19 protein-coding genes are annotated in these 17,100 nt (G+C 37.5%); 1 reads left to right on the forward strand and 18 read right to left on the reverse strand.

Going from position 1 to position 17,100, the window contains the following annotated elements:
• The 16 genes from ACZ427_RS08460 to ACZ427_RS08535 all read right to left on the reverse strand — a co-directional run bounded on the left by ACZ427_RS08460 (position 1) and on the right by ACZ427_RS08535 (position 13,914).
• Positions 1 to 1,482, reverse strand: coding sequence for a spore germination protein (locus ACZ427_RS08460; RefSeq protein ID WP_461177822.1), 1,482 nt, complete (start codon positions 1,480 to 1,482; stop codon positions 1 to 3).
• Between the two features lie 27 nt (positions 1,483 to 1,509).
• Entirely contained in the window at positions 1,510 to 1,938 is a 429-nt protein-coding gene (locus ACZ427_RS08465) for a stage V sporulation protein AB (protein ID WP_461177821.1), read from the reverse strand.
• On the reverse strand, positions 1,916 to 2,533 hold the full coding sequence (locus ACZ427_RS08470) for a stage V sporulation protein AA (RefSeq protein ID WP_461177820.1): 618 nt from the start codon (positions 2,531 to 2,533) through the stop codon (positions 1,916 to 1,918). Before ACZ427_RS08470 ends, ACZ427_RS08465 begins: the two co-directional genes overlap by 23 nt.
• A 392-nt stretch (positions 2,534 to 2,925) precedes the next feature.
• A complete protein-coding gene (gene sigF, locus ACZ427_RS08475; RefSeq protein WP_461177819.1) occupies positions 2,926 to 3,681 on the reverse strand; it encodes an RNA polymerase sporulation sigma factor SigF in 756 nt (251 codons plus the stop codon).
• 11 nt (positions 3,682 to 3,692) lie between these two features.
• Entirely contained in the window at positions 3,693 to 4,133 is a 441-nt protein-coding gene (spoIIAB, locus tag ACZ427_RS08480) for an anti-sigma F factor (RefSeq protein WP_461177818.1), read from the reverse strand.
• On the reverse strand, positions 4,130 to 4,483 hold the full coding sequence (gene spoIIAA / locus ACZ427_RS08485; protein ID WP_461177817.1) for an anti-sigma F factor antagonist: 354 nt from the start codon (positions 4,481 to 4,483) through the stop codon (positions 4,130 to 4,132). The genes spoIIAB and spoIIAA overlap by 4 nt, the downstream gene beginning before the upstream one ends.
• Positions 4,484 to 4,588: 105 nt before the next feature.
• The gene (locus ACZ427_RS08490; protein WP_461177816.1) at positions 4,589 to 5,770 is read right to left on the reverse strand and encodes a D-alanyl-D-alanine carboxypeptidase family protein; all 1,182 of its coding nucleotides are present in this window, start codon (positions 5,768 to 5,770) and stop codon (positions 4,589 to 4,591) included.
• Positions 5,771 to 5,957: 187 nt separating this feature from the next.
• Entirely contained in the window at positions 5,958 to 7,262 is a 1,305-nt protein-coding gene (locus ACZ427_RS08495; RefSeq protein ID WP_461177815.1) for a pyrimidine-nucleoside phosphorylase, read from the reverse strand.
• Between the two features lie 22 nt (positions 7,263 to 7,284).
• Positions 7,285 to 8,106: a purine-nucleoside phosphorylase gene (locus ACZ427_RS08500; RefSeq protein WP_461177814.1), complete on the reverse strand. Its 822-nt coding sequence runs from the start codon at positions 8,104 to 8,106 to the stop codon at positions 7,285 to 7,287.
• Between the two features lie 16 nt (positions 8,107 to 8,122).
• Entirely contained in the window at positions 8,123 to 9,301 is a 1,179-nt protein-coding gene (gene deoB / locus ACZ427_RS08505) for a phosphopentomutase (protein WP_461177813.1), read from the reverse strand.
• Positions 9,302 to 9,391: 90 nt separating this feature from the next.
• Complete coding sequence (gene xerD / locus ACZ427_RS08510; protein ID WP_461177812.1) at positions 9,392 to 10,285, reverse strand: site-specific tyrosine recombinase XerD; 894 nt, start codon at positions 10,283 to 10,285, stop codon at positions 9,392 to 9,394.
• Positions 10,286 to 10,289: 4 nt separating this feature from the next.
• Positions 10,290 to 10,496, reverse strand: a complete 207-nt coding sequence (locus tag ACZ427_RS08515) for a YqzK family protein (protein WP_461177811.1) — start codon at positions 10,494 to 10,496, stop codon at positions 10,290 to 10,292.
• 386 nt (positions 10,497 to 10,882) lie between these two features.
• On the reverse strand, positions 10,883 to 11,350 hold the full coding sequence (gene fur / locus ACZ427_RS08520) for a ferric iron uptake transcriptional regulator (RefSeq protein ID WP_461177810.1): 468 nt from the start codon (positions 11,348 to 11,350) through the stop codon (positions 10,883 to 10,885).
• Positions 11,351 to 11,460: 110 nt separating this feature from the next.
• Complete coding sequence (spoIIM, locus tag ACZ427_RS08525; protein ID WP_461177809.1) at positions 11,461 to 12,096, reverse strand: stage II sporulation protein M; 636 nt, start codon at positions 12,094 to 12,096, stop codon at positions 11,461 to 11,463.
• Between the two features lie 101 nt (positions 12,097 to 12,197).
• Positions 12,198 to 13,367 carry an endonuclease Q family protein gene (locus ACZ427_RS08530; RefSeq protein ID WP_461177808.1) on the reverse strand — a complete coding sequence of 390 codons (1,170 nt, stop codon included), beginning with the start codon at positions 13,365 to 13,367 and terminating at the stop codon, positions 12,198 to 12,200.
• 1 nt (position 13,368) lies between these two features.
• Positions 13,369 to 13,914, reverse strand: a complete 546-nt coding sequence (locus ACZ427_RS08535) for an NUDIX hydrolase (protein ID WP_461177807.1) — start codon at positions 13,912 to 13,914, stop codon at positions 13,369 to 13,371.
• A gap of 133 nt (positions 13,915 to 14,047) precedes the next feature.
• Between ACZ427_RS08535 and ACZ427_RS08540 the strand changes: the two genes are divergently transcribed.
• The gene (locus ACZ427_RS08540; RefSeq protein WP_461177806.1) at positions 14,048 to 14,968 is read left to right on the forward strand and encodes an aldo/keto reductase; all 921 of its coding nucleotides are present in this window, start codon (positions 14,048 to 14,050) and stop codon (positions 14,966 to 14,968) included.
• A gap of 41 nt (positions 14,969 to 15,009) precedes the next feature.
• Here the strand turns inward: ACZ427_RS08540 and ACZ427_RS08545 are convergent, their stop codons facing one another.
• A complete protein-coding gene (locus tag ACZ427_RS08545; RefSeq protein ID WP_461177805.1) occupies positions 15,010 to 15,333 on the reverse strand; it encodes an iron-sulfur cluster biosynthesis family protein in 324 nt (107 codons plus the stop codon).
• Between the two features lie 843 nt (positions 15,334 to 16,176).
• Positions 16,177 to 16,968 (reverse strand): SDR family NAD(P)-dependent oxidoreductase, encoded by a 792-nt coding sequence (locus ACZ427_RS08550; RefSeq protein WP_461177804.1) that lies wholly within the window; start codon positions 16,966 to 16,968, stop codon positions 16,177 to 16,179.
• Between the last annotated feature and the right edge of the window lie 132 nt (positions 16,969 to 17,100).

The following is a 17,100-nucleotide window of genomic DNA, read 5'->3' on the forward strand; positions in this document are numbered from 1 at the left end:
TTAGCTCTTTTCTACGGGTTGCCGATAGTTGTTTTTTGGATGGACAACACTTGGTCTGGTGTTTGCATACGGGACAGGAACACGAAACAGGACATGCTTCATCGCTTTAGCATTGAATGGAATCAACGGCCATAAATACGGTGTTCTTATTGTTTTTAAATAAACCAAATACAATATGTGCCCTGTCACCCCAACGATGAACCCGATTACTCCAAAGAATCCTGTTAAAACAACCAAGGATACATTCACTACTTTATTAGCTGTACTCAGTTCATAGCTTGGTGTCACATAATTCCCCACGGCACTAATAGCAACGTATAGAATTACTTCCGGAGTGAACATTCCAACATCAATTGCTATCTGTCCTATTAAGACTGCTGCAATTAAGCCAAGGGAGGTCGCGAGAGCTGTGGGTGTATGAATTGCTGATAATCGCAAAAATTCCATTCCGATTAATGCCATAATTATTTGAACCGTTATTGGAATACTCCCTTGTTCATTTGGTCCAATAAACGACAACTCCGGTGGCAGTAATGTAGGATCTAATGTAAACAACAGCCATAAAGGCAACAGATATAACGAAGCAAAAACCGCCAAATATCTTATTGCTTTCACAAACGTACCGATGGCAGGAGCTTGACGATATTCTTCTGCATGCTGCAAATGATGAAAAAAAGTCGTCGGTAGAATGATTACGCTTGGGGAAGTATCGACAATAATTAATACATGCCCTTCCAACAAATGATTTGCTGCAACATCAGGTCTTTCCGTATATCTGACTAGAGGGTATGGAGAATTTTTCTGCTCTATAAAAAACTCTTCCAATGTTTTATCTGCCATGGTTATACCATCAATTTCAATTGCATTTATTTTTTCTTTTATTACATTAACCATCCCTTGATCTGCCACGTCCTGCAGATACGTAACACTAACATCCGTTTTGGAACGTTCCCCTACTTTTAACATTTCAAGACGCAATCTTGGGTCACGCAATCTCCTTCTTGCTAAACCAGCGTTTTCTATAATATTTTCGGTAAATCCATCTCTGGACCCTCTAATGACCCGCTCTGTATCGGGCTCCTCTGGAGTTCTTCCAGGATAACTACGAACATCAACAACAAAAGCAAACTTTACTCCATCTATAAACAATGTAATTAATCCAGAAAGCATTTGATCTGTTGCCTCATCCATTGTTTTTACTTGCTCAACCTGATGGTGGATGAGACGATTTTCAATAATTTCCGGTATTTTTCGGACATTCGTTTCTTTATCGTTAATTTCTACCAATTGTTCCATGATTTCCTGAATAAAAGAAGTATCAACCAATCCATTGACATAATATACTTGTACTTTCCTTTTTAAAACAATGATTTCCCGTATACCAAGATCAAATGATACATCCACTCCAACTCTCTCTTCCATGTATGATTGAATCTCATTGATTTTTGCCGAAACAGGAATTTTGTTTTGTGCTTGCTTCATATATATCCACTCCGCTTTTATATGCTTTTACTTTACAAAGTACATCCATTGAAATAATGAACCTGCGATTTTACCAAAAACAAATGCCATAAGCAGCAATAATAGATGCTTCTCTATTCTGATCCGCTTCGATATGATAGGGAATACGTTTAATACTTCTGTTAAAGCTGCAGCAAGCATTCCATTAAAGATTCCATGAAATATCCCCCATATAATCAGTATTATAAGCGGTTGATTCCATGTTATATTCGTAAAAGACAAGTAAGTTCCAAACAGGGAACCCGCAATGACACATGCGGAGAAAACAGTCAGTAATTTTTCTGATTTTGTTAACTGAATTAACCTGGGGATAATTCCCAGAACAGCTAAAAAAGCCACAAATCCCCCGCCTACTGCAAGACCACCGCCAAGCCCAATGATAACCTGAATAAAATTAATGAGGATGTTTTGTATCATTTAATTTATTTTCATGATAATTTACATAATTATCGAGATCCTCTTGATAGTTGTGGATCTCTACTTCCAATGGACTTGGCTCTTCATTAAAGCGTTTATTAAACCAGTGGTTAAAGAATAATAACATACCAACACCCAAACCGAATGAATAAGGTATTTGAATCCATAAAGGAAATTCATTGTTCTCACCTGTAAGCAAATAGTGAAGTTTTTGCTGGACCTCCTGCATACTGACATCATAATGAAAATTCATGATTGTCATTGCAGTTCCGATAAATAATAAAATCCATACTGCAGCAACAGCTACTAGGGAAGGACTCTTCTTTGTTTTATTTACCCGAATAATTGTCTGAGTGGGACCAATTAGCTGAAATTCCAAATTGGTATATGCATGATTTAAATGGTCGATAATAAGAAAGCTATCGATAACAACAATATTTTTGTCTTTTTCTGTTATTCTGTAGATCTGTGTATTTTCCAATTTTTTCTTATACTTGGAAGATGCAGAAATGTATGCGATATGTTTCAAATGCACCTCTTGTAATGTGGACAATTCTATATTTTTCTTCAGACGAATATAAACAGTCTCAGTCATTAAAATCATCCTTTGCTTGTTCGATAAAATTAGTATTTGTCAGAAACACATTTTTTACACGTTCAGATGGTATAAAATTTGTAAATCATCCAGAATGTTAGAAAACTTGGCATTCGCCATAGGTTAGGCAAATGCTCATAAGCCCGCACTTATGCAGTAAGAAAGTTTTATACTTTAACTGCGAACAAAAGCTCGGGGCGCCTTGACCACCCTAAGGAATAGCTTTAAGCAAGAACTTAGGGATGCGTTCTTGGCTCATGAGGGAGTTCTCGCTTAAAACCTCGAGGGCGGAGGCGCTGGAACTGGCCGGGGCGTTTACTGACGAGGAAATGAAACGCTGCCAAATATTTATATATTCTTATACAAAAAAATCACCACATCTGTGGTGATTTTCATAAGTCCATATTCAATTTCATGTCGTGTAATATTTTCTTTTCCAAACGCGATACTTGGACCTGTGATATACCCAGTCTTTCAGCAACCTCTGTTTGTGTTTGATCCTTATAATAACGCAAGTATACAATTAAGCGCTCGCGTTCATTTAAATCTCGGATAGCCTCTTGAAGGCTAAGCTTATCAAACCATCTCGTATCGTGTTCAGCAATCTGGTCTAATAAGGTAATCGGATCTCCATCATTTTCAAATACGGTTTCATGTATGGAATGAGGAGATTTTGAAGCTTCTTGTGCATGTACTACCTCTTCCGGTGAAATGTCAAGAGCATTCGCAATTTCACTAACGGTCGGGGACCTTCCATATTGTTTAGTCAGATCATCTTTCTTTTTACGTATTTTATTACTACTCTCTTTTAATGACCTGCTCACTTTCACACTGCCGTCATCCCTGATGAAACGCTTGATTTCCCCAATTATCATTGGAACAGCATATGTAGAAAATCGCACATCATAAGATAAGTCAAACTTATCTATTGATTTAATCAACCCTATGCTGCCAATTTGAAATAAATCATCCGTGTCATATCCTCGATTGATAAAACGTTGTACAACTGACCATACAAGCCGTATATTTTTTTCTACCAGTACGTCTCTCGCTTCCTTATCTCCTTGTTGACTCTTTAAAATATATTCTTTAACCTGTTCATCCGTGAACGCCTCTTTACGGTTATTGTTTTTCACATTTACATCCATCGGCATGGCCTCTAATTATGAACCGTTTTGCTTTTAGTCAATTGTTTGGTCATATGAACAGTTGTTCCATTTCCAGGATTGGATATGACTTCTACAGTATCCATGAAATTTTCAATAATGGTGAATCCCATTCCTGATCGTTCTAATTCAGGTTTGGATGTATATAGCGGCTGGCGTGCTTCATCAATATCTGTCATACCGATACCATTATCTTTAATGGTCAGTGCAATTTCATCATTATACAATGCACATTCAATAGATATCTTATGATGTGCGTCATTATTATAACCATGAATAATGGAGTTAGTAACAGCCTCCGAAACGACAGTCTTAATTTCCGTCAACTCATCCATGGTTGGATCCAATTGGGTAATAAATGCCCCTACTGTTACCCTTGCAAAGGATTCGTTTTCACTTACACTTGAAAATTCGATAGCCATTTCATTTTTCATGACGCCACCCCCAACGTTTCTAGAGCAAATGATTCATTCTCCTCTAGGCGTATGATTTTAAATAATCCTGACATTTCAAATAATCGCTCTATCGGCGGAGAAATAGAACATACGACCATTTCTCCCCCAAGCTGTAAAACCTCTTTATAACGTCCAAGTACAACCCCCAATCCGGAACTATCCATAAATGTTACAGTTTCCAGATTTAATATGACATGCTTCACCGTATTTTTATAAAGCATGTCTTTCCATTTATTACGTAATGCCTCAGCCTCATGATGATCCAATTCCCCAGACAGCCTTACGATGAGTACATCTTGTTTAATCTCAAACAACGAATAGAGACCCATTTCATTTCCTCCTCTTTACATCTTGTTATGTCTTTATTCTTTTTCAGGTGGGTGAATTCCTGCTATGTGACAAAAGTAGAAGTTATTCGTCTGAAATAGAACCAATCACTTATATTTCACCAATTCCTGCAATGACCTTTTTAATAAAATCAAATAATTGGCTTTATTAATATCCTGATCCACTACTAATGGTGTTTCTGATAATACTTCACCATCATTTTCTACCGTCAGAATACCTACCTGATCCCCTTTTTCTAATGGTAGACTAATATCCTGATCAAGTTTCGCCGTTGTTTTAAGATTCTCTGTCGACGTTCCTTTTGGATGAATTGTACTTATCGATTGAGATGCTACAACATTTATATTATTATTTTCTGCTTTTAAAAGCTGCAGGTTGGCTATTGATTCATCTTTATCAAATATTTTTTTCGTATCAAAATGATTAAAAGCATAATCCAGCATCTGTGTAACCATTGCATTTCTTTCCTTTGTTGTTTCGGCTCCCATAACAACAGCAATAACTCGCATGTCACCCTTCTTGGCGGTAGCAGTTAAACAATATTTCGCATCATTCGTAAAACCTGTTTTTAATCCATCGACACCTGGATAAAATCGGACCAGCTTATTTGTATTAACTAACCAAAATTCGTTATCTTCCCCTTTTCTTAAATAATCCTCGTAGATAGACGTATAATCAGTTATCGTCTCATATTTTAATAATTCCTTTGCAATCATAGCCATGTCGTACGCCGTACTGTAGTGGTCCTCTGCTGGCAGTCCGGTTGTATTTTGGAAATGGGTGTTCTTTAAGTTGAGTTCATCTACTTTTTCATTCATTTTCTTAACGAAAGCTTCTTCACTGCCGGAAATTCTTTCAGCTAGTGCTACACTGGCATCATTCCCGGATGCTACAGCTACCCCCTTAAGTAAATCTTCGACAGACATTTCTTCACCGGCTTCCAGAAATATTTGTGATCCCCCCATGGATGCTGCCCGCTCACTTATCCTTATTGTTTCATCAAATTTCAAATTCCCCTTGTCCAGGGCTTCCATAATTAAAAGCAATGTCATTACTTTAGTCATACTTGCAGGAGGGAGTTTTTCATGTGCATTTTTGTCAAACATCATTTTTCCGGTATCACGTTCAATAAGGATAGCTGATTGAGCATCTTCTGCGAGATTCGGTGAATCATTCGAATCAGTTTTCTGTTCTTCAGCAAACACGGGATAACCTGAAACAAAAATCGTCGAAAATATAAGGCTTACGATTACTGCATACTTTTTCATAGTTTAACCTCCAACAATCAATATGACTATAGGATTGCCTTTTTAAAATTTTTTATACTATTATTAGTGCTACATTTCACCCGTATATTAGAAAATACCACTTTCACCAAGCCTTAGGTGTTCACCTTCGTACACTTATGCTTACATTAAAAAAAGTACACAACAAATGTGTACTTTTTTCAAAAAATCACTTTAATATCGTGTCATATATTAATTGTGGTGCGTCAACTTTCGAACTTGAAATTTCTATACTGTCATATAATTTTTCTTTTACAGCTTCTATATTATTTTGATTAGCGTGTATCGTTAATAATGATTCGCCCTCTTTTACAGCATCGCCTATTTTTTTATGAAGCACAATCCCAACAGAAAGATCGATTTCCGATTCTTTCGTAGCTCTTCCTGCTCCAAGCATCATTGCTGCAGTACCAACATCATCTGCAATTATTTTCGACACTGTGCCAGACTGTTTTGCCGGTAATTCTATTTTGTATCTTGCCTGTGGTAACTTTTCTGGAGAATCAGCGACACTTGGGTCGCCTCCCTGGGCAGTAAGGAAGCTTTTAAACTGTTCAAAAGCTTTTCCATTCGCCATATTTTCTGTTAATCTAGTTCTTGCTTCTTCAATACTTTCGGTGTTTCCAGCCAACACAGCCATTTGGCTGCCTAAAGTAACACATAATTCTGTCAAGTCTCTTGGACCTTTACCCTGAAGTGTTTCAATAGCCTCTTTGACTTCTAGCGCATTTCCAATTGCAAACCCTAATGGTTGACTCATATCCGAGATAACTGCCATCGTATTTCTGCCTACACGATTACCAATTGAAACCATTGCATGGGCTAATTCCCTGGAATCATCCAGCTCTTTCATAAATGCTCCTGCTCCTGTTTTTACATCAAGAACTATCGCATCTGCTCCAGAAGCAATTTTTTTACTCATAATAGAACTTGCAATCAAAGGGATAGAGTTTACAGTAGCTGTAACGTCTCTAAGACTGTAAAGTTTTTTATCGGCAGGTGTTAAGTTACCGGATTGACCAATTACGGCAGCCTTATTTTTATTGACCAGATTGATAAACTCTTCATTCGAAATTTCAACATGGAAACCAGGCACTGATTCCAGTTTATCAATGGTTCCTCCTGTATGTCCGAGTCCTCGGCCACTCATCTTAGCCACCGGAACACCTAAAGAAGCAACCAATGGTGCCAAGATTAATGTAGTTGTATCCCCAACTCCACCTGTGGAATGTTTGTCCACTTTTATTCCTGTGATCGCCGAAAGGTCAATCTGATCTCCAGATTCAACCATTGCTGTTGTTAAATCTGCACGCTCATCTTCTGTCATATCCTGAAAGTAAATAGCCATCATTAGAGCACTTACCTGATAATCCGGAATTTCATTCTTCGTATAACCATCAATAAAGAACTGTATTTCTTCTCTTGTCAGTGTGTTTCCATCTCTCTTTTTTTCAATTATGTCATACATCCTCATGAGTCTTTCCACCTTCTGAAAATTATTGTGGTAATGTTTGAATTATCTTCTTGACAAACTTAAGAAAATCTTCCCTCACTTTTTCCGTTGTTTCCATAACCTCAGCATGTGTTAAGGGCTGATCTATTATTCCTGCTGCCATATTTGAAATACAGGAAATGCCTAGTACACGTAATCCGGAATGATTAGCAACAATTACTTCTGGCACAGTAGACATCCCTACAGCATCCCCTCCAAGTGTTCGAAGCATTTTGATTTCAGCTGGAGTTTCATATGTTGGACCACTATTTCCGACATAGATACCTTTTTGAACAGTTAATCCAAGTTCTTCAGCACTTGTTTCTGCATGCTTCACATATTCTGCATCATAGGCTTGAGACATGTCAGGGAAACGTTCACCAAGTGATTCATCATTTTTTCCAATTAGAGGATTATCTCCCATATTGTTGATGTGGTCTGTAATCACCATTAAATCTCCCGGGTTAAATTGTTCATTTATCCCGCCTGCTGCATTGGTAACAATAACAGATTCAACACCCAAATGTTTCATCACACGGACCGGGAAAGTTACCTGTTCCATGGAATATCCCTCATAGTAATGAAACCTGCCCTGCATTGCTATAACTTGTTTCCCCTTTAGAATCCCCGCGACCATTTGGCCTTTGTGGCCAGAGACTGTTGATTCTGGAAAATAGGGAATTTCAGTATACGGAATGATTACTTGATTTTCAATTTCCTCTCCCAAAACTCCGAGACCGGAACCCAGAATTAAACCAATTGTCGGTTTTTCTGTTAACCTGTCTTGAATATACAAACTGGCTTTTTCAATAGCAGTATTATCCATCTAACATCTTCCCTTCTTATTTAATCTCCTTTAAAAAGCTTGTGCCAAATTCAGGCATCTTAACACTAAAATTCTCCGCAATTGTTGCGCCGATATCAGCAAATGTTTCTCTGATCGCTAACTCCTTGCCTGCCGTTAAATTTGAATGATGAATTAGCAATGGAACATATTCACGTGTATGATCTGTCCCATGATGTACGGGGTCATTACCATGATCAGCTGTAATTATTAACAAATCGTCTTCTTTTAGCTGTTCAAATACTTCCGGCAACCTTGCATCATATGCTTCCAGAGCGTCTCCATATCCTTTTGGATCACGGCGGTGACCATATTTCGCGTCAAAATCAACTAGATTTAAGAAGCTGATACCAGTGAAGTCTTTCCCCATGGATTCCACCAGCTTTGACATTCCATCTTCATTATCAGCTGTACGTATTGCCTCTGTAACTCCTTCTCCATCATATATATCAGATATTTTCCCTAGAGCAATTACGTCATAATTTTCATCTTTTAGCTCATTCATCACTGTCCGGCCAAAAGGTTTCAAGGCATAATCGTGACGGTTTGATGTACGTTGATATGATCCCGGAGTTCCGACAAATGGACGAGCAATTACACGCCCCACCATATACTTTTCATCTAATGTCAGTTCTCTTGCTATTTCGCATATACGATATTGCTCCTCAATCGGAATAATTTCTTCATGTGCTGCAATTTGAAGTACTGAATCGGCTGAGGTATAGACAATTAAGGCACCCGTATCCATATGCTCTTTTCCAAGCTCTTCAAGAATTTCTGTACCTGAAGCCGGTTTATTTCCGATTATCTTTCTTCCTGTCTTCTCTTCCAACTCCTGAATTAATTCAGGGGGAAAGCCATCAGGGAACGTTCGAAAAGGCTGTGCAATATTCAGCCCCATTATTTCCCAGTGTCCTGTCATTGTGTCTTTCCCGTTTGAAGCCTCCTGCATTTTAGTATAGTAAGCTTTAGGACGTTCTGCTTTCTCAATTCCCTTTATTTGTCTAATGTTGCTTAAACCTAACTCACCCATATGCGGCATATGAAGACCACCCATGTGTTGCGCAATATGCCCTAATGTATCTGCACCTTTATCATTAAATTTCGCAGCGTCTTTTGCTTCGCCAATGCCAACAGAATCCATAACAATTAAAAATATTCGTTTATAATTCTTCATTTTAAAACCTCCTACTGATATCTTCCCAATATCATCCAATCCTATGTCAAAAATCATGTTGTATGATGTCAGACTTCTAAAAATAAAAAATTAAGCCCGTGGATGGTATGTCTTATATATATCTGTTAATCTTGCTTTTGTTACATGTGTATATACTTGAGTAGTAGATATATCGACATGTCCAAGCATTTCCTGAACGATACGTAAGTCTGCCCCATTTTCCAGCAGATGTGTAGCAAAGGAGTGTCGCAGGGTATGTGGTGTAATGGTTTTCTTTATATCTGCCTCTTTTGCCGCTGATTTTAGGATTTTCCAGAATCCCTGTCTGGATAATGGTCTTCCATGTTGATTAACAAATAATACATTTTCATCCTTTTGACGTTTGACAAGAGTTCCTCTGGCAAACTGTAAATAGTTTTCAACTGCATTCTTTGCAGTATCTCCAAGTGGGACAATTCTTTCTTTGGATCCTTTCCCAAAACACTGAACAAATCCCATAGTCAGGTGGAGATCACTCACTTTTAATGTAATTAATTCACTTACACGCAGACCAGTCGCATAGAGTAATTCAAGCATTGCTTTATTTCGAACCTTTAATGGTGAATTATCATTAATATTTAATAAGCTTTCAATATCCTTTACAGCTAATACATCAGGTAATTTCCTTTCTTTTCTAGGTGTTTCAATATGTAAACTTGCATCTTGTTGAACATAACGCTCACGAATCAAATACTGATGAAATGAACGAATGGTTGAAATATGGCGTGAAATAGTTGCTGCAGACTTTCCATCATCCCTGAGCATATGCAAAAAACCAACAATGTCATTTCTGCCAACGTTTTCCCAGTTCGTTTGCTGTACAACTTTCTCAATAAAGTTGACATATTGAGTCAGGTCCCGCCTATAGGATTTTAGTGTATTATCAGATAATCCTCTTTCTATTTGCAAGTAATGAAAGAAATCTTCGAATGCGTCTGCCAGCATATGCTTACTCTCCTAATCGAAAAAATAAATTCAACCGGTCAATAAAACTTTTATCTTCGTTAAATACCTTAACAGCAGGTCCTTCGGGTGGGTCATATCGATGATATTGTTCATACTCCGCATGCATCATTCGTAAACCAAAATAAAACAGAAATGTACAGGCCGTAAAAATTATAAATACCTTACATGTATCCCACACTAATCGCTTCATATGGCATAGCCCCTCGCTTAATTATTCGATGCTATTAGAAGGTATGCCAAAGTAGAATAATAATATACATATAATTTTAAACTTGCTAGAATAAAGTACGTATAATTAAAATGTAACCTTTATGGTACAATTTGTAAATTATAAACAACTAAAAGTCATCAATTCAATTTAAATTTCATTAGAAAACTTGTGGCTTTTGCCAAGTATTTTCGGTGGGGCGAGTAATCGCAGTCCCAAGTATTTTCGGTGGGGAGAGTAACCGCAGTCCCAAGTCTTTGTGGCAAAAGCATTAGCCCACACTTATGCAGTAAGAAAGTTTTTATGCTTTTTTTACCTGCTAAAACAAAAAGGCCCTCCTTCCTACAGAAAAAGGCCAATCTATTTCCTTATTGCGTTGATTGTGTTGCCTTAACCGTAACTTCCTGACATTGTTTACACAAACCATGAAACGTTAAACGATGATCTTTCACCATAAAACCCCAGTCGTTTTGAACAATTTTTTCAACGTCTTCCAATAAATCCTCGACAATTTCTTCAACAGAGCCACATTCTATGCAAACAAGATGGTGATGAAAATGTTTAGCTCCTTCTTTTCGCAGATCATAACAGGATACGCCGTCACCAAAGTTAATTTTATCAACAATTTTCAGTTCGGAAAGTAAGTCCAATGTACGGTAAACGGTGGCTAACCCGATTTCCGGTGCTATTTCTTTTACAAGTAAATAAATTTCCTCTGCACTTAAATGCTCTTCTTCCCGTTCCAATAGAATTCGTACGATAGCTTCTCTTTGCGGAGTAAGTTTATAACTCTGTGCATGGAGCTGTTTTTTTATTCGGTCGATTCGATGTTCCATGGCAAGTAACCTCCCTCATATCCCATCTTTATTATATGCACCTATGAATGATGTGTCAAAGTATTTTATATCAGTTTGTATTAATAATAATTATAATCTTAGTTTTATTATTAGTAAAATGATTTGATTATTGCTTCCATCGTTCCGTTTGCGACATATGCTTCCAATACTGCAGCAATAGAAGAAATGGCTAATAATAATCCAAACATTATAACATACCTGCCAAATGGCTCGAACACCGGCCGTGAAAATCTGCCGGAAAATAATTTACTTAATAAAGTCAAGGAGAAAATCATAGACAGACTGCCTGCAACAATATATACAGGAATGATTAAAATGTTCTGCGGAGCAATTGATAATGCAGCTAATAAAAGACCTTCGGCGCCAAGCTGATTCACAATAAAACCAACTGAAAAACCGACGACCATTCCCTTTATAAACAATAGAATCCAAATAACTGGCAGACCAATAACAGATAATCCCAAAACGAATAACAACAATAAATATTTAACATGATAAAATAGACTGCTTTTCAGTATTTCGACATTATCAATATGCTGATCATTTACGATTTGTCCAAAAAAACGTTCTAAATAAAAAAACAAATCTTGTTTTTGAACAAAACTCATACTGTTAACAATAATTGCTCCAAAAATAATCCCGGTTAAGAATAAAATAATCATAAAAAGATAGATCGTCGCATGTTCTCTTAAGTGACTACCTACCAGCTCTCTATTTTTATACATTGGAATCCTCCATTCGAAAGATGGTTCTATCATTAAAAACTATGAAGAATTCCGTATAAAAATACCAAATTAACTATTTTTTATTTTTTCATTTGAGTTTATTATGGTTGAATCGATCCGTATCTGCCTCCACCCCCTGCTTTTATCGCTAATTCACCCTCTCGCATTTGGACAATCGAAACTGCTAGACTCTCAGGGACGACCTCTTTTAAATCATCCAGTGCTGCATGGTGAATCACATTCATTTCAGTTTGGAAATGATGAAGCAATTTTTCAAAAGTTTTTTTTCCCAGTTTTGGCAAATACTCAAGTGGTACCTGATATAAATAAGGTGGACGTATAAACTGGTGATTTCCATCAATATCTTTTAATTCCTTAATTCGATCCACTACACCTTTTATAATTTTTTTGGATCCACAGACAGGGCATTGCCCGGTCCCCGGCTTTAATGATTCCAGGCAATGATTGCAAACAGTTGTGTGGTACTTCCCCAATTGGGGATTCATACCGAAATTTTGTTTTATTTTTCTACCCTTAATCTTGTGTAGCGCCCAGTGGAACTCTTTAAATGAAGGTTCTGCCATATATATTTCCTGATATTCACGAGCAATTTTCGCTAATGAATGTGCATCTGAATTTGTAACAAAGGTATAGTCATGAAGTTCATTGATTTGGTCCGCCATCGTTGTATCTGAACTGAGGCCAAGTTCAATTGCGTCAATGAGATCCGGATCTAATACCTCACGTAATGACCGATTGACACCTTTTCCGTACATACTTTTGAATGGTGTAAATACATGTGCGGGAATAAAAATGCCTTCCAATTCCTTCACTTTATACTGGAGTTCTTTAGCTGTACCGTAATACCTCTGTGAACTGAGTGTTATATTTTTCATCCTGCCTGTCAGCCACTCTGAAAATTCCTTCATATGGGCTAATGAAGGCAAATAACATAGAACATGAATCGGCCCCTTACAATTTTCGTCATATACTTCAATTTCTGACCCCAATAATAATGTAACCTTTTCAAACCGAATACCACCGTCATATAGTTCATAGGCTTCATTTTCCTGGATCAGCTTCCATATTTCCTGTTGGACAGCAGGGGCATGAGCGTCAATCACACCAACCATATCAATTCCTTTTTTACGACTGGATTCTTTTAAAATATTTGTCAGTGTCAAACGTTTTGCCCCGGTGATTTTAACCGGTTTATTATACATATCTCTCCCGATATGTATGTGCATATCGGCAAAATACGAATTCTTCATGTTACATTCTCCCCAGTGCATGTAAGTATAAAATGGCATAATTAGTTTTTGCATCATGAATGCGTTCTTCTTCAACATATTGTTTTGCTTCATCCAATGTCAATTCCATTACTTCAACAAATTCATCATCATCGCCAGTCACCGGAGTATCTAATACCTCGAGCTCATCCGTTATATAGATATACATTAACTCATTTGCAAATCCAGGTGATGAATAAAAAGAAGTAACAAACGAAAGGTGCTTCGCTGTATAACCGGTTTCTTCCTCAAGCTCACGAATTGCAGTAACTTCCGGTTCTTCCCCTTCTTCCAGTTTGCCTGCCGGAATTTCGATGAGTGGTTTTTCCAGAGGTTTACGATATTGTTCAACAAAAACAATCTTGTTATCCTTTGTAATCGGAATTACTGCTACTGCACCCGGATGTTTAATTAGTTCCCTTTTTGCAGTTTCTCCGTTCGGTAATGTTACCTCATCAACCTGTAATTGAATAATTTTTCCATCATATACGCTTTTAGTTTTTATTGTTTTTTCTTCAAATTTTTTCACAATCATTCACCCTTATATTCAAATATATCTACCATTTTATCATATCTTGCCCATATTCCCTCCTTTAAATAGTTGTGTTTTAAGATTTCTATTCCTACAATAGATTTAGCAATAAAGAAGCGGAGGGTATAAAATGAGAAAAAACCAACTTGGGAAATCGGAAATTTATGTATCTGCGTTAACACTTGGTTGCATGTCACTTGGAAAGCATGCCAAAGAGGCTACCAACATTATCAATCATGCACTTGAGTCCGGCATTAACCATCTGGATACAGCGGATCTTTATGATTTTGGGGAAAATGAAGAAATTGTCGGGAAGGCAATAAAGGAAAAACGGGAGCAAATCATATTAACATCAAAGGTTGGAAATAATTTTGATAAGGATAAGGGGGAGTGGTTCTGGGATCCTTCTAAAAAACATATTAAAAATGGTCTGAAAGAAAGTCTACAACGTTTGAATACGGATTATATTGATTTTTATATGCTTCATGGTGGTACAATCGACGATCCCATCAGTGAATCAATTGAAGCATTTGAGGAATTGAAAGCGGATGGGTTAATCCGTGCATATGGGATATCCTCTATACGACCTAATGTTATCCGCGAATATGTTAAACACTCCAATATGGATGCTGTCATGATGCAATACAGTATTTTGGACCGCAGACCAGAGGAGGAGATACTCGACCTGCTGCATGCCAATAGTATCAGCGTGCTTTCCCGAGGCCCCTTGGCTAAAGGAATGCTAAGTGATAAGGCTAATACAAAAATAGCAGAAAAAGGAACATCCGGATATTTGGACTACACATATGATGAGCTCATGAGGATATACCAGATTTTAACAGAAGATATTGCAGCGGAAAACGAGTTAAACGAAGTGGCGTTAAAATATGTACTAAAACACCCGGCTGTTGCGTCAGCTGTATTTGGAGCAAGTTCGATCGACCAGGTAATTGAGAATACAGATTTCGATTTGTCCAAATCCATGAAAAATGATACGTATTTAGCCCTTCAACAAGCTTCAAAAGCAAACAAGTATCAAAGCCATAGATAAGATAAACAGGGATGATATATAGCCATCATCCCTGCCTTAAATTATATCTCACAGACACTTTGCTCCGAAATAAATGGATTTAAGATCCCCTCAGGACTTGAAAGGCGGAAAGACCCGTTCACAACACTTAACTTCATATTTTCTTCAAAAAATACAGCCTGATCTTTATTGATTAAAGTTGGATACGAATCATTTTTTACTTCGATAGAATTTATTCCGCTTCCATCTGTAAAACCTATCATGGGGACACCACTAACACCACAGCCGCAACCATCAATATCGTACCATAATAATAAATATTGATTATTATTTCTATTCAACTGGGATAGTTTTTCTTTTGCTTCAGCAGTAATGCTTAATTGCATGATTCGCTCACCTCTGTAATTAATATTAGTACCTGACTCATTGATAACTCTCACTTCATCGGTACAGTATGAGATTACCTCTCTTATTATTAGAAAACTTGGCTTTTCGCCAAAGCCTCGTGGCAAAAACCAAAACCCGCACTTATGCAGTAAGAAAGTTTTATACTTTTTGTATGAAAACAACTGCTATTAGAACGGGAAAAGCTATTCAATATAACCACTATGAAACAAGATTATGCCTTTTTCTGCTTGGCTCTTTTCGTAAATTTTGTTACTCTTTAACGTCGCAGTTGATATAAAAGACGAAGTAACTGCTATGTCGATTTCCGCTGCGGACCGTTGCTTTCCGCGGGGTCTTCAGACACGTGCTGTTCTGAGCAGGAGTCAACGGTCCGCAGCTCCAATCAACCATCATATGAGTATTTTGATAAAGTTGCATTGCACATACCAGCGAAGGAAATATACGGAGACTCCTGCTCAGAACAGTGGCCAGAGTGAGACCCCGCAGAACGGAGTTCGAGGAGGCTCACGGGTCACCCGCGGAAAGCGTAGTGTATTTCCGCAGCGGTTAAAAAGCACCAATCTTCATTTCTAGTTATGTCGTCTTTTATATTTTTTGTGTCAAAAGCAACAGATCTTTTCGGTGGGATGAGTAATCGCAATCCCAAATCATTTCGGTGGGGCGAGTAATCGCGGTCCCAACCTTTTAGAGAACAGCCTTCTTGTAAATTAGCTGTTTTCATTAAAGATGGTGACGGCATGCTCTTAGCCGCCATGTTGGTTTCTTAACTGCTAACAAAAACTGAGCATGCTTTAACATAATTCGCTTTTGTAGCACAGCAGTTACTTTTTATTAAATTGTTTTCGTAGAAGGTGTTCCATTAATCCCGGAAATTGATAATACATCTTACTTCCTAATTCCATCCACCATGGTAAGTTAATTTCTCGTTTATCTGTGAACATATGCTTAATAATTTTTTGAGCAACCTTGTCCGGATCAAGCATATAGCGGTCCACGCTTTTTTGATAGTTTCCATCAGGGTCAGCAACATCAAAGAAATTGGTCCTTACGGGGCCCAGATTTACTGAAGTCACATAAATGCCATCAGCAGCCACTTCCATTCGTAATCCATTTGTGAATCCGAGCACTGCATGTTTTGTTGCACCATATACTGCTGATTTAGGGGTAGCCATCTTTCCCGCCTGTGAAGCAATGTTTACAATATGACCTTCACGGTTATGCAAATGTGGGAGTACACGCTTTGTTATACGAATCAGTGCAGTCACGTTCAGTTGAAGCATATTGGTTACATCCTTTATCTCCATATCCTTTACATATTTAAATACACCGGCTCCTGCATTATTAATTAATCCTTGTATCCTATCATGTTCCAGTAGAATCTGTTTCAGTTTCATATCCAAATCTGCGGAGTTTTGTAAATCTACGCGGTAGACAAAACTTGTTACATGAAATTCTTCCTCAATTCTTTTCTTTTGTCTTCTCAGTTTGTCACCGGAACGAGCCAGCATAATTGGTATTCCACCATTTTTGGCAACATGCCAGACGATTCTTTCACCAATTCCACTTGAAGCTCCAGTAACAATCACTTTTTTATTGGCTAATTTATTCTGCATGATATATCAATTTACCGTCCCCTATTAACATTCGGTTTCTTCTCCTATTTTACCGCCATTTTACGAAAATGTCATTCTCTAATCTTTCTCTATTAATAATTGATTTGCAAATTGACTTTTCTCAAAAAATAA

This window comes from Virgibacillus ainsalahensis, from assembly GCF_055380755.1.